This window comes from Phreatobacter sp. (assembly GCF_022843985.1).
Classification (GTDB): Bacteria; Pseudomonadota; Alphaproteobacteria; order Rhizobiales; family Phreatobacteraceae; genus Phreatobacter.
Genome location: NZ_JALHMP010000004.1, coordinates 204,946 through 218,268, shown reverse-complemented (window position 1 = coordinate 218,268; position 13,323 = coordinate 204,946). Strand labels below are relative to the sequence as shown.

13 protein-coding genes and 1 pseudogene are annotated in these 13,323 nt (G+C 69.5%); 8 read left to right on the top strand and 6 right to left on the bottom strand.

The features are described from left to right. Positions 1–231, bottom strand: a pseudogene (locus Q0C57_RS04540) (divergent polysaccharide deacetylase family protein); the annotation flags it as partial. A gap of 162 nt (positions 232–393) precedes the next feature. On the opposite strand from Q0C57_RS04540, the gene Q0C57_RS04535 reads away from it, so the two are divergent. The 5 genes from Q0C57_RS04535 (at position 394) to recF (ending at position 4,859) form a co-directional block, all read left to right on the top strand. Next, positions 394–1,686, top strand: coding sequence for a glutamate-5-semialdehyde dehydrogenase (locus tag Q0C57_RS04535; protein WP_296572665.1), 1,293 nt, complete (start codon positions 394–396; stop codon positions 1,684–1,686). Between the two features lie 56 nt (positions 1,687–1,742). After that, positions 1,743–2,339, top strand: a complete 597-nt coding sequence (locus tag Q0C57_RS04530; RefSeq protein ID WP_296572699.1) for a nicotinate-nucleotide adenylyltransferase — start codon at positions 1,743–1,745, stop codon at positions 2,337–2,339. A gap of 75 nt (positions 2,340–2,414) precedes the next feature. Continuing rightward, positions 2,415–2,939: a response regulator gene (locus Q0C57_RS04525; RefSeq protein WP_296572662.1), complete on the top strand. Its 525-nt coding sequence runs from the start codon at positions 2,415–2,417 to the stop codon at positions 2,937–2,939. A gap of 91 nt (positions 2,940–3,030) precedes the next feature. Then, on the top strand, positions 3,031–3,552 hold the full coding sequence (locus Q0C57_RS04520) for an L-2-amino-thiazoline-4-carboxylic acid hydrolase (RefSeq protein WP_296572660.1): 522 nt from the start codon (positions 3,031–3,033) through the stop codon (positions 3,550–3,552). A gap of 119 nt (positions 3,553–3,671) precedes the next feature. Beyond that, positions 3,672–4,859 (top strand): DNA replication/repair protein RecF, encoded by a 1,188-nt coding sequence (gene recF / locus Q0C57_RS04515; RefSeq protein WP_296572657.1) that lies wholly within the window; start codon positions 3,672–3,674, stop codon positions 4,857–4,859. A 75-nt stretch (positions 4,860–4,934) separates the two neighbouring features. On the opposite strand, the gene Q0C57_RS04510 is transcribed toward recF, so the two are convergent. The 3 genes from Q0C57_RS04510 to Q0C57_RS04500 form a co-directional block, all read right to left on the bottom strand. Further along, on the bottom strand, positions 4,935–5,681 hold the full coding sequence (locus Q0C57_RS04510) for a TerC family protein (protein ID WP_296572655.1): 747 nt from the start codon (positions 5,679–5,681) through the stop codon (positions 4,935–4,937). 142 nt (positions 5,682–5,823) lie between these two features. Beyond that, complete coding sequence (locus tag Q0C57_RS04505) at positions 5,824–6,900, bottom strand: tartrate dehydrogenase (protein WP_296572652.1); 1,077 nt, start codon at positions 6,898–6,900, stop codon at positions 5,824–5,826. A 224-nt stretch (positions 6,901–7,124) separates the two neighbouring features. Continuing rightward, complete coding sequence (locus Q0C57_RS04500; protein ID WP_296572649.1) at positions 7,125–8,201, bottom strand: tartrate dehydrogenase; 1,077 nt, start codon at positions 8,199–8,201, stop codon at positions 7,125–7,127. Positions 8,202–8,304: 103 nt separating this feature from the next. Between Q0C57_RS04500 and Q0C57_RS04495 the strand changes: the two genes are divergently transcribed. Together Q0C57_RS04495 and Q0C57_RS04490 are read left to right on the top strand one after the other, a co-directional pair. Further along, positions 8,305–9,000 (top strand): GntR family transcriptional regulator, encoded by a 696-nt coding sequence (locus Q0C57_RS04495; RefSeq protein WP_296572646.1) that lies wholly within the window; start codon positions 8,305–8,307, stop codon positions 8,998–9,000. 60 nt (positions 9,001–9,060) lie between these two features. Next, on the top strand, positions 9,061–10,032 hold the full coding sequence (locus Q0C57_RS04490) for a tripartite tricarboxylate transporter substrate-binding protein (RefSeq protein ID WP_296572644.1): 972 nt from the start codon (positions 9,061–9,063) through the stop codon (positions 10,030–10,032). A 117-nt stretch (positions 10,033–10,149) separates the two neighbouring features. Here the strand turns inward: Q0C57_RS04490 and Q0C57_RS04485 are convergent, their stop codons facing one another. Continuing rightward, a complete protein-coding gene (locus Q0C57_RS04485; RefSeq protein WP_296572641.1) occupies positions 10,150–11,046 on the bottom strand; it encodes an alpha/beta hydrolase in 897 nt (298 codons plus the stop codon). 136 nt (positions 11,047–11,182) lie between these two features. On the opposite strand from Q0C57_RS04485, the gene Q0C57_RS04480 reads away from it, so the two are divergent. Then, complete coding sequence (locus tag Q0C57_RS04480; RefSeq protein WP_296572637.1) at positions 11,183–12,154, top strand: tripartite tricarboxylate transporter substrate-binding protein; 972 nt, start codon at positions 11,183–11,185, stop codon at positions 12,152–12,154. Between the two features lie 100 nt (positions 12,155–12,254). On the opposite strand, the gene Q0C57_RS04475 is transcribed toward Q0C57_RS04480, so the two are convergent. Continuing rightward, a complete protein-coding gene (locus tag Q0C57_RS04475) occupies positions 12,255–13,304 on the bottom strand; it encodes a putative 2-aminoethylphosphonate ABC transporter substrate-binding protein (RefSeq protein WP_296572633.1) in 1,050 nt (349 codons plus the stop codon). Positions 13,305–13,323: the final 19 nt, after the last annotated feature.

The window sequence follows — 13,323 nt, the reverse complement described above, 5'->3', positions numbered from 1 at the left end:
CGCCTGCTGCGGGGCTGGCTCGGCGGTGCGCGGGGCCGGCGCGGCGATGGCGGTCACGGCGCGCGGCTCGCCGCCGAGCGGATTGTGGATGAAGGCGATGGCCCCGACGATGCCGACGACGAGCACGCCGACCACGCCGGCAGCGATCGGCACGAGCGGCAGCTTCGGCAGCCGCCGCTTCGTCTCCTGCTGGCTGTCCACCCCGAGCGGGGCGTTGAGGTCGTCGGTCATGGCGCCTGCGCTGGCGCGGTTCGGATTACCGCCCCTCTAGATCAGGTGCGAACCGTTAATCCGCGGTTAACCAAAGTCGCCGAACGGCGGATGAATGCAGCGATCCGCTCGATTTTACCTGTTCGGGCCTCCGTGCTAGGCAAGGCGGCTCCGGAGGTTCCCATGTCCGCGGCTCCCAGCGCGACCAGCGAAGAGGCCAGCACCGAGCAGGTGATGCTGGAGATCGGCCGCCGCGCCAAGGCGGCGGCGCGCCGGCTCGCCCTTGCCACCCCGGCTCAGAAGAACGCCGCGCTGACCGCCATGGCCCAGGCGATCCGGGCCCGCTCCGCGCTGATCTGCGAGGCCAATGCCGAGGATGTCGCCGCCGCCCGCCAGGACGGCCTGAGCCCATCCTTCATCGACCGGCTGGCACTCGATCCCGGCCGCGTCGAGGCGATCGCCGCAGGAATCGAACTGGTGCGCGACCTCGCCGATCCCGTCGGGACGGTGATGGAGGCCTGGGACCGGCCCAACGGGCTCAGGATCGAGCGGGTCCGCGTGCCGCTCGGCGTCATCGGCGTCATCTACGAGAGCCGCCCGAACGTCACGGCGGACGCCGCGGCGCTCTGCCTGAAATCCGGCAATGCCGCCATCCTGCGCGGCGGCTCCGACAGTTTCCGGTCCTCCCGCGCCCTGCACCAGGCGATCGCCCTCGGCCTTGACCAGGCGGGCCTGCCGGCGGCGGCGATCTCGCTGGTGCCGACCCGCGACAGGGCGGCGGTCGGCCAGATGCTCCAGGGCCTCGGCGGCACGATCGACGTCATCATTCCGCGCGGCGGCAAGAGCCTGGTGGCGCGGGTCCAGGTCGAGGCACGGGTACCGGTCTTCGCGCATCTCGACGGCAATTGCCATGTCTATGTCCATGGCGCCGCACCGCTGGCCATGGCGAAGGCCATCGTGCTCAACGCCAAGATGCGGCGCACCAGCGTCTGCGGCGCGGCGGAGACGCTGCTGGTCGACGAGGCCTGTGCCGGCACGCATCTCAGGCCGCTGGTCGCGGCCCTGCTCGATACCGGATGCGAGGTGCGCGGCGACAGCCTGACGCGCATCGTCGACCCCCGCGTGACGCCGGCGAGCGAGGAGGACTGGAGCACGGAATTCAGTGCCCCCATCATCGCCGTCAAGGTGGTGAGCGGCCTTGGCGAGGCCATCGCCCATGTCGAACGCTACGGCTCGCACCATACCGACGCCATCGTCACCACCGACCAGGCGGCCGCCGACCGGTTCCTGGCCGAGGTCGACAGCGCAATCGTGCTGCACAATGCCTCGACCCAGTTCGCCGACGGCGGCGAGTTCGGCTTCGGTGCCGAGATCGGCATCGCCACCGGCCGCATGCATGCCCGCGGTCCCGTTGGCGTCGAGCAACTGACGACGTTCAAATACCGGGTGCGCGGTTCGGGACAGACCCGTCCGTGAGACCCTATGGCAGCCGCATCGCCCGGCGCCGGCCCCGCGCCGGCCTCCGCCCCGTCATGCCGCCCCATGCCCCGGGGATGCGGATCGGACTGTTCGGCGGGTCGTTCAACCCGCCCCACGACGCCCACCGGCTGGTGGCGCTGACGGCCCTCAGGCGCCTCGGTCTCGACGCGGTCTGGTGGCTGGTCAGCCCCGGCAATCCCCTGAAGACGGGGCGCGGCCTGGCGCCGCTCGCCGAGAGGATCGCCGCGGCGCGCCGGCTCGCCGGCCATCCGCGCATCCACGTCACCGGTGTCGAGGCGGCGCTCGGCACGCGCTTCACCTTCGACACGATCGCCCAGCTGAAGGCGCGTTGCCGCGGCGTGCGTTTTGTCTGGATCATGGGCGCGGACAATCTGGCGCAGTTCCACCTCTGGCAGAACTGGCGCGGCATTGCCGGGCTCCTGCCCCTTGCGGTGGTGGACCGGCCGGGCGCCAGCCTGAAGGCCGCCGCCGGTGTGGCGGCGCAGACATTGTCCCGCTACCGGATGAGCGAGGCCGATGGTCGACTCCTTGCTGCGGCCCGCCCGCCGGCCTGGGTCTTCCTGCACGGCATCAAGTCGCCGCTGTCGTCGACGGCGCTGCGCGAAAAAATGCAACTTCACTCAAATTGATTCGATCGGCTTAGCCGCGGTTCAAGACGGCCCGCCTAGTGTCCCCTCCAGTGGCGACAGAGTGGGTGCAGCCGGATGAATGGCCTGATCTCGAAGAAGGCGGAACAGTTGTTGTCCAGCGTCGACGTGCTGATCGTCGACGACAACCAGTTCATGCGCAAGGTGGTGCGCAACATCCTGACCAATATCGGGATCAAGACCGTGCATGAGGCCGCCGACGGCCTCGCCGGCCTCGAGCATATCCGCGTCCATGCGCCCGACATCGTCATTCTCGACTGGGAAATGCCGATGCTGAACGGGGCCGAGATGCTGCGCATCGTGCGCAACCCCCGAAGCTTTCCCGTGCCGGACGTGCCGATCATCATGCTCACCTCGCATCTCGAGCGCTGGCGGGTGATGGAGGCGACGCGTCTCGGGGTGCATGAATTCGTCGCCAAGCCGATCTCCGGCAAGGCGCTGCTCGAGCGGATCATCTCGATCATCGTCAAGCCGCGGCCGATGGTGCATCTCAACGGCTATTACGGACCCGAGCCGCGCAAGCTGCTGGTCGAGCCGCGCCTCAGGGCCCGGGGCATCATGCCGCCCGCCAACGTCGCCTGACGGGCGCAGCAGGCCCGCGAGCGGGCCTCTTGCCAGGCGGCCCCGATCCGGCTTCCCTGTCTCTTTCGAACCGTTCGAAGGAGCCCCCGCCATGACTGCCGCCACCACCGCACCGGCTGCGCCCCCGGCCCATCCCGCCGGCCTGTCGATGATCGAGAAGCGGCGCATCGAGGCGGAAATCCTCAAGCACGTCTATGACCAGCTGAAGGAGAGCCACGGCATCGACGTGGCGCGCTCGACCATCGGCGAGGCAGTGCGCCGCTCGGCCCTCGAACAGGCCGCCCGTTTCGCCGCCCAGTCGCCGGAGGGGCCCTCCCTGCAGGGCTTCATCGCCATGCAGCCGCTGTGGACGGCGGAAGGCGCCCTCACCGTCGAGGAGATCGGGCGGACCGAGACCACCTACGCTTTCAACGTGGTGCGCTGCCGCTATTCCGAAATGTACAAGGCCATGGGCCTCGGCGAGATCGGGGCGCTGCTGTCCTGCCAGCGCGACGGCACGTTCTGCGAGGGCTATGATCCCAAGCTGAAGCTCGAGCGCACCCAGACCATCATGCAGGGGGCCTCGCATTGCGACTTCCGCTTCACCTACGAGGCCGACAAGCCGGCGGCGTGAGGGGTCGCTCCGGACGGCCGGGGGGCGAGTCCGTCGGCCTGTGCCGGTGACGCCGGGTCGGGGGCGCTGCCGCCATTTCCGGGGTGGCGCCGAATCTGCCGCATCGCCATAAGGAGCCCATGGCGGAGACGATTCAGGGGCTTGAACGGCCGGTGGACGATGCGGGAACCGCGCCGCTGCGCGGCCGCATCACGCGGCTGTCGCTGTCGCGCTTCCGCAGCTATCGCGCCGCGACGCTGGAGCCCGAAGCCGCCCTCGTAGCGCTGGTCGGGCAGAACGGCGCCGGCAAGACCAATATCCTGGAGGCCCTGTCCTTCCTGACGCCGGGACGGGGCCTGCGCCGCGCCACGCTGGCGGAAGCGTCCTTCGACCAGGGGGATGGCGGCTGGGCGGTCAGCGCCGCCCTGGTCGGCCCCTATGACGAGGCGGTGCTGGGCACCGGCATCGACGGCGGCGATCCCGACGTGCGCGCGCGCCAGTGCCGCATCGACCGCGTGGCGGTGGGCTCGGCCACTGCCTTCGCCGATCATGTGCGGGTCGTCTGGCTGACCCCGGCCATGGACGGGCTCTTTCTCGGCTCGGCCGGCGAGCGGCGGCGCTTTCTCGACCGGCTGGTGCTGGCGGTGGATGCCGAGCATGGCAGCCGGGTCAATGCGCTGGAGCGGTCACTGCGCTCGCGCAACCGGCTCCTGGAGGACCACGCGCCGGATCCCGCCTGGCTCGCTGCGGTGGAGCACGAGACGGCCGAACTCGCGGTTGCCGTCGCCGCGGCGCGGGCCGAGGCGGTACGCCGGCTCGCCGGGCTCATCGGCGCGACCAAGGACCCCGGCTCGCCCTTTCCCTGGGCGCTGCTGGCCCTGGACGGCACGCTGGAAGCCGGCGTGCTGGAGCGGCCGGCCCTTGCCGTTGAGGACGATTACCGCGCCGTGCTGCGCGACAACCGCCACCGCGACCGTGCCGCCGGCCGCACGACGGTCGGGCCGCATCTCACCGACCTGCTCGCGGTGCACGGGCCTTCCGGCGCGCCGGCCGAGCGCTGCTCGACCGGCCAGCAGAAGGCGCTGCTGATCGGCCTCGTCCTCGCCCATGCCCGGCTGGTGGCGGAGATGGCGGGCTTCACGCCGATCGTGCTGCTGGACGAGGTGGCGGCCCATCTCGATCCCGAACGCCGCGGCGCCCTCTACGATGCGCTGGAGGCCCTCGGGGCACAGGTCTGGATGACGGGCGCCGACCCCCATGCCTTCGCCGCGCTGGGCGACCGGGCCGACCTGTTCACCGTCGCCTCCGGCATGGTCAGCCGCGGCTGAAGCCTGCGTTTCGCAAGCGGACACGACAAGGCCCGCCATGTGGGCGGGCCTGGTCTGTGGCGTGCGGCCGTCCGCTCAGTGGCTGGCGGCGGCTTCGTTGCGGCGCTTGCGCAGGACATAGCCCAGCGCGAGCACGATGATGGCGCCGATCACCGCCGAGCCGTAATGGGCGAGGGCGACGGGTTTCAGGCCGGCCGGATAGACCTGGCTGGCCTCCACCGGGGTGACGAGACCGGTGCCCCAGACCATGAGCTGGCGCAGCACGACCGGGTCGCTGAGCAGCATCTCGCCGGCGATCCAGCCGAGCAGGGCGGCACCGGCCCAGACGAAGACCGGGTAGCGCTCGATGATGCCGAGGATCAGCGTCGAGCCGAAGATGATCAGCGGGATGGTCAGCGCCAGGCCGAAGATGAAGAGCCAGACATTGCCGTGGGAGGCGGCGGCGATGGCGATGACGTTGTCGAGGCTCATCACGGCATCGGCGATGGCGACGGTGCGGACCGCCTTCCACAGGTTGTCGCTCTCCTCGATGCCACCGTGCCCGTCACCGCCCTCCTCGCCGACGATCAGCTTGGTGGCGATCCAGAACAGCAGCAGGCCGCCGACCAGCTTGAGGAAGGGAACCGCCAGCAGATAGGTGATGATCAGCGCGAAGAGGATTCGCAGGCCGACGGCCGCGCCGGCGCCGAGCAGGATGCCCCATTTGCGCTGCTTCTCGGGCAGGCCGCGACAGGCAAGAGCAATGACAACCGCATTGTCACCGGAAAGGAGAAGGTCGATCCATATGATCTGGAGAAGACCGATCCAGAATTGGTTGTCCATCAACAATCCATCCGATTGATGCGGGACTGTGCCCGCGCAAGCGACAATGCGTGGCGGTCTTAACGTCTTTGTGGCGGAATGCCAGCCCAAAATCACGACGCCACCAATGCGTGGCGGCTCCAGACCTGCCGTGCCGGCCGCCTCAGCCGAGGGCGTCGGCGATCGCCTTGCCGCAGGCCACGGTATCGGCGGTGCCTCCGAGGTCGCGGGTGCGGTACTCGGCTTTGGCCAGCACCTCCTCGATGGCGCGGACGATGGCGGCGGCGGCCTCGGGCTCGCCGAGATGGTCGAGCATCATGGCCGCCGACCAGATCTGGCCGACCGGGTTGGCGATGCCTTTGCCGGCGATGTCGGGGGCGGAGCCGTGGACTGGCTCGAAGAGCGAGGGGAACTTGCGGTCCGGGTTGATGTTCCCCGACGGGGCGATGCCGATCGTGCCGGTGCAGGCCGGGCCGAGGTCGGAGAGGATGTCGCCGAAAAGGTTGGAGGCGACGACGACGTCGAAGCGGTCCGGGTTCAGCACGAAATGCGCGGTGAGAATGTCGATGTGGTACTGGTCGACCGCGACGTCCGGATAGGACTTCTTCATTTCGGCCACGCGCTCGTCCCAGTAGGGCATCGAGATCGAGATGCCGTTGGACTTGGTGGCGCTGGTGAGCTTCCGGCGCGGGCGCTTCATCGCCAGCTCGAAGGCATATTTGAGGATACGGTCGACGCCGATGCGCGTCATCACCGTCTCCTGCAGCACGATCTCGCGGTCGGTGCCGGGGAACATGCGGCCGCCGACGGAGGAATATTCGCCCTCGGTGTTCTCGCGCACGACGAAGAAGTCGATGTCGCCGGGCTTCCGGCCGGCCAGCGGCGAGGGCACGCCCGGCATCAGCTTGACCGGGCGCAGGTTGACGTACTGGTCGAACTCGCGGCGCATCAGCAGCAGCGAACCCCAGAGCGAGATGTGGTCGGGGATCTTGTCGGGCATGCCGACGGCGCCGAAGAAAATGGCGTCGGAGCCGCCGATCTTCGCCTTCCAGTCCTCCGGCATCATGCGGCCGTGCTTCTCATAGTAGGCCCAGGACGAGAAGTCGTGGTGGTCGAGGTCGACCGAGAACCGGTACTTGGCGGCAGCACGTTCCAGCACGCGCAGGCCCTCGGGCATGACCTCCGTGCCGATGCCGTCGCCGGGGATGACAGCGAGCTTGTAGGTGTTGGAACGGGCCATGCGGGGGTCTCCTCGGTCCTGCGGCGCCCTGTCGACGGCGCCGTGCTCTTCACGTCATGCCCGGCCTTGGGCCGGGCATCCACGACTTTGTGTTTCGCCCTCGTGTGCCAGTCGTGGATGGCGGGGACAAGCCCGGCCATGACGCGACGAGGGACCGTTTCAGCCGTTGGAGGTCGGCATAAACGCGCGCCACCCCGCGGACCAGAGGCCGGCGCGACGACCTGCTATTCGTTGTCGGCCTTGATGGCGGCGATGACCGCCTCCGTCACCTGCCGCGTCGTCGCCCGGCCGCCGAGATCGGGTGTGTGCAGCGACGGGTCGGCGGTGACGCGCTCGATGGCGCGCATCAGCCGCGCCGCGGCCGCCGGCTCGCCGAGATGGTCGAGCATCATCGACGCGGACCAGAAGGTGCCGACCGGATTGGCGACGCCCTTGCCCATGATGTCGAAGGCCGAGCCGTGGATGGGCTCGAACATGGAGGGGAATTCGCGTTCCGGGTTGAGGTTGGCGGTCGGCGCGATGCCAAGCGAGCCGGCGAGCGCCGCGGCGAGATCGGACAGGATGTCGGCGTGCAGGTTGGTGGCGACGACGGTGTCGATCGTCTCGGGCTTGAGGGTCATGCGCATGGTCATGGCGTCGACGATGGCCTTGTCCCAGGTCACGTCCGGGAATTCCTGTGCCACCTCGACGGCGATCTCGTCCCACATGACCATGGCGTAGCGCTGGGCATTGGACTTGGTGACGACGGTGAGCAGCTTGCGCGGCCGGGACTGCGCCAGGCGGAAGGCGAAGCGCATGATGCGGGTGACGCCGGCGCGGGTCATCATCGACACGTCGGTGGCCGCCTCGATCGGCAGGCCCTGGTGGACGCGGCCGCCGACGCCGGCATATTCGCCCTCGGAATTCTCGCGGACGATGACCCAGTCGAGCTCGGGTCCCGTGACATGGCGCAGCGGCGAGGTGATGCCCGGCAGGATGCGGGTCGGGCGCACATTGGCGTATTGGTCGAAGGGCTGGCAGATGGCGAGCCTCAGCCCCCAGAGCGTGATGTGGTCGGGAATGTCGGGATGGCCGGCTGAGCCGAAGAGGATCGCGTCGTGGTGGCGGATCTGCGCGCGGCCGTCCTCCGGCATCATGCGGCCGTGGCGCTTGTAGTAGTCGCCGCCCCAGTCGAAATGGTCGAAGGCCATGGCGAAGCCGCCGTCGCGGGCGGCGAGCGCCTCCAGCACCGCGACACCGGCCGCGACGACCTCGGTGCCGATGCCGTCTCCAGGAATGGCGGCGATGCGATGGGTCTTCATGTGGCTTCTCCTGTCCATCGCCCAATGCTCTGCCGGAGGTCGGCTGTCAACATTCCATTGCAGCTTCCATGGAAGTTGTTATGAGTCGGCGGGTGAGGATGCGATGACGGCAGGGATCGGAGCGACGGTGGACAGGCGGCCCTCGCGGGTCGATGACGCCTATGCGGCCATCAAGGCGGCGATCTTCGACGGCACCTTCGCGCCGGGCTATCAGGCCTCGGCCCAGGAGATCGCCCTGCGTCTGGGTGTCAGCCGCACGCCGGTCCACGAGGCCGTGCTGAAGCTGCAGGAGGAAGGTCTCGTCCGCATCGTGCCGAAGCGCGGCATCGTCATCTGCGCCCTGGCGCCGGATGATGTCCGCGAGATCTACGACGTCATGATCGCCATCGAGGGCCGCGCTGCCGAACTCGCCGCCGCCCGCCCGGATGCCGACCGCGCCGCGGCCACCGCGCGGCTGGCGGCGGCCAACGGGCGAATGGAGGCCGCGCTCGCCGCGGGGGACATCAGGGCCTGGGGCGAGGCGGACGATGTGTTTCACCGGGCGCTGGTCGAGAGCGCCGCCAATGGGCGCATCAGCCGCATCGCCCGGACGGTCGGCGACCAGATGCACCGCGCCCGGATGCTGACGCTGCACCTGCGCGGCAATCTCGGGGCCTCCTCCGGTGAACACGCGGCGATCATCGCGGCGATCCGCGCCGGCGACGGCGCGGCGGCGGATGCGGCGGCGCGGCGCCATCGCCAGCGCACCCAAGGCGAACTTCTGCCGCTCCTCAAGGCCTGGGGGCTGAAACACCTGTAGCGGCATCGGCCGCAGACCAGTGCCGCGCCAAGCGGCCGAGACCATCCAAGGGAGGATCCCATGAGACGCATCATCTGCGGCCTTGCCGCGCTCGCCGCCGCCGCCTTCGCCGGACCGGCCCATGCCGATGTCTATCCCAGCCGCCAGATCACCCTGATCGTGCCCTTCGCGGCGGGCGGACCGACGGACATCATCGCCCGGATCGTGGCCGACCACATGTCGCGCACGCTCGGCCAGACCATCGTGGTGGAAAATGCCGCGGGGGCCGGCGGCACCACGGCCTCGACCCGTGTGGCGCGGGCGACCCCCGACGGCTACACGATCATGATGGGCAATCTCGGCACCCACTCCGCCTCGGTCGGTCTCTATCCGCGCCTTGCCTACGACCCGCGCACCGACTTCGAGCCGGTGATCAACACGGCCGGGACGCCGATGCTGATCGCGGCCCACAAGGACTTTCCCGCCAATACGCTGCAGGAAATGATCGCGCTGATCCGCGCCAATCCGGCCCGCTACAATTACGGTCATGGCGGCGTCGGCTCCACCTCGCACCTGACCTGCATCTTCTTCCATCACCTCGTCGGCGCGCCGGTCCAGCACGTGCCGTTCCGCGGTTCGGGTCCGGCCATGGCGGCGCTGCTCGGCAAGCAGCTCGACTATGTCTGCGACCAGACGGTCGGGATCGTGCCGCAACTCGCCAACCTGAAGACCTTCGTGGTGGCGACACCCGCCCGGCTGCCGACGGCGCCCGACGTGCCGACCAGCACGGAAGGCGGCTTGCCCGCCTTCCAGGCCGTGGGCTGGAACGCCATTTTCGCGCCCAAGGGGACGCCGCGGCCGATCGTCGACCGGCTCAACGCCGCCGGCCGGGCCGCGCTTGCCGACGAGGCGGTGCGCAAGCGGCTGCTCGAGCTCGGCTGCGAGATCCCCGATGCGGCGGGCCAGACGCCGGAAGCGCTGCGTGCGCATGTCGCGGCCGAAGTCGACAAGTGGACGCCGGTGATCAAGGCGGCCGGGGTGACGGCGAACTGAGGTGATGGGAGGGCGCGCGCCCTTTTGTCGGAGCTTGCTGACTGCCCGTCCACGGCACCGCCCTTGATCTCTCCCTCAGCGGGGAAAAGCGGGAGGCGTGGTCGGCAGACGGCAACCTCACCCGAAAAAGGCCTCCAACTCCCCGGCGACCTCCTCGGGAAGCTCCTCGGCGAGATAGTGCCCGCCCGGCAGCGCCTGGCCGCTGACATCCAGGGCGCGCTCGCGCCACAGGGCGAGGGCGTCGAAACAGCTGGCGATGACGCCGTGCTGGCCCCAGAGCACCCGAACCGGGCAGGTCACCTTGCGGTCGCCGTCGGCATCGTCATGGGCGATGTCGATGGTGGCGGCGGCGCGATAGTCCTCGCAACTGGCATGGATGACGGCGGGGTCGCGGAAGCAGCGCAGATATTCCGCCAGCGCGGCGGGAGCGAAGGGCGTCAGGCCGGCCGCGCCCGATCCGCATTTCTTCAGCCAGTAGGCGTCGGGATCGGAGCCGATCATGCGCTCCGGAAAAGGGGCCGGCGTGATCAGGAAGAACCAGTGCCAATAGGCCCTGGCGAAGGCGTCGGTCGTGTCGCGATACATTTCCCGGGTCGGCGCGATGTCGAGGACCGCGAGCTTGCGCACCCGGTCGGCATGGTCGAGGGCGAGGCGGTGGGCGACCCGCCCGCCACGGTCGTGGCCTGCGAGGAAGAAGCGCTCGTGGCCGAGGGCGGTCATCACCTCCGCCATGTCCTGGGCCATGGCGCGCTTGGAATAGGGGGCGTGGTCGGCGGTGGTCTCCGGCTTGCCGCTGTCGCCATAGCCGCGCAGGTCGGCAGCGACCACCGTGTAGCGCTGGGCGAGCCGGGGTGCGACCTTGTGCCAGAGGGCGTGCGTCTGCGGATAGCCGTGGAGCAGCAGCAGGGCGGGACCGGACCCGCCGGTGCGCAGACGGATCGTCGTGCCCGAAGTTTTGACGTCTTCCAGCCGGAAGCCGGGGAAAAGGCTGTCGGTGGCCGCGCGCTCGCTCATATCGTGGTCTCCTTGCCGGCGCCCGCCGGTGCGCTACGTCAATCTATTCAAGTCGGTTGGAATTGAGTATGCGAAGTCCATAACCGGGCCTCCCCATCGGCGCCGGGCACGATATTGCACTTCCAGGAGGATCCGCATGAACAGACGCCACCTTATCGCCGCTGGCGCGGTCGCAGCCTTTGCCGGCATCGCTCCGGCTGCCGCGCAGACCTATCCGACCCGTCCCATCACCATGATCATTCCCTTCGCTGCCGGCGGCCCGACCGATGTGGTCGGGCGCATTGTCGCTGAGGCCATGTCGCGGTCGCTCGGCCAGTCCGTGGTGATCGAGAATGTGGCGGGGGCCGGCGGTACCACGGGCGCCACCCGTCTCACCCAGCAGCCGCCCGACGGCTACACGATCATGATCGGCCATACCGGCACCCATGCCGCGTCCGTCGCGCTCTATCCGAACCTGCGCTACAATCCGGTCACCGATTTCGCCCAGATCGGCGTGGTCAATACCAATGCCATCCTGATCACGGCGAAGAAGGCCCTGCCGGCGAACAATCTCGCCGAGTTCGTCACCTGGCTGAAGGCCAACGAGCGCACCGCCAACAACGCCCATGCCGGCATCGGTTCGGTCAGCCACACGACCTGCCTGCTGCTGCACGCCACCCTCGGCGTGAAGCCGCAGAGCGTTCCCTATCGCGGCACCGGCCCGGCCATGAACGATCTCGTCGCCGGCCAGGTCGACTATCTCTGCGACCAGGTCGTCAACGTCGCCCCGCAGGTCCGTGCCGGCACGATCAAGGCCTTCGCCGTCGCCCAGGCGACGCGCAACGCCGCCCTGCCGGATGTCCCGACCACGGCCGAGGCCGGCCTGCCCGGCTACCAGGTGGTGGTATGGAACGCCATGCTGGCGCCGAAGGGTACGCCCGAGCCGATCGTGAATCGGCTCAACGCGGCGCTCGCCGATGCCGGCGTCCGGGCACGCCTTGCCGAGCTTGGCGCCGACCTGCCGGCCGACAACCTCGCGACGCCCGCCGGCCTGCGCGCCTTCCTCGAGGCGGAAATCGCCAAGTGGACTCCGGTCATCCGCGCCGCCGGCGTCACCGCCGGCAACTGACGCCGCGGGACAGGGGCGGCCAAGGGCCGTCCCGGCTCCTCAAAACCGTAACGGCCCCGTCGCTCCCAAGGCGCGGGGCCGTTTCGCATTCCGCCGCCGCTCAGCGCGGCGCCGGCATCCGGTTGTCGAAGCGACGCGACCATTCGGAGAGGATGCGGTCGCGGTTCTGCGCCATCCAGGAAAAGTCATTGCGCAGCATGCGCTCCTCGGCATGGGGCGGATAATGGGGCGGGCGGTTGACCACGTCGCGGTGGGCCACGACCGCATAGAACTGCGCATAGAGTTCGTTGGCGCGCCGGCTGGTCGCCCAGTCGGCGATCCGGCGGGCGGCGTCGGCCTGGCGCACCGGGCGGTCGCGGACCAGCGCGAAGGCCTCCATTTCCCACCCGGCGCCGTCCTCCGGCACGATGACGTCGATGGGGGCCCCCATCGACTTCTCGCGCGCGCCGCGCATGTCGAAGGACAGGCCCACCACCCGTTCGCCGCGCGCCGACTGGACGCAGGGCGCACTGCCGGAATGGGTGTAGATCGCGACATAGTCGTGCAGCTGTTCCATGAAGGCCCAGGCGGCCTCCTCGCCCATCATCTGGATCCAGCCGGCGACAAGCAGGAAGCCGGTGCCCGACGAGGCGGGATGCGGCATGACGATGCGCTGGCGCAGGGCCGGGTGGAGCAATTCGCGCCAGCGGATCGGGGCCGGGGCGCCGACCTTGCGGGCCTCGTCCCGGTTGAAGCAGATCGCCGCCACATAGGCGTCCATGCCGGTCCATCGGGGGAGCGGCGCGGAATCGCGGAAGGCCGGCTTGATCTCGTCGATGTTCTTCGGCCTGTAGGGTTCGAGCAGGTTGGAGGAGGCGAAGAGCAGGAGGCTCGTCGCCGCCAGGCCGAAGATCATGTCGGCGCGCGGGTTCTCCCGCTCGGCCAGCACCCGGGCGGTGATGACGCCGGTCGAATCGCGCACCCAGCGGACCTCGATGTCGGGCAGGTCCGACTCGATCGCCTGCTTGAACACGGCGAGCTGGTCGGTCTCGACGGAGGTGTAGAGCGTCACCTGGGTGCGCGCCTGGGCCCGCGCCTCCGGCCCGGCCACGGTCAATGCCATCAGGGCGAGGCCGAGGCGGATGCCCGAGCGGACGAAGCGCATCGTCATGTGTCATCCCCCGAGCCGG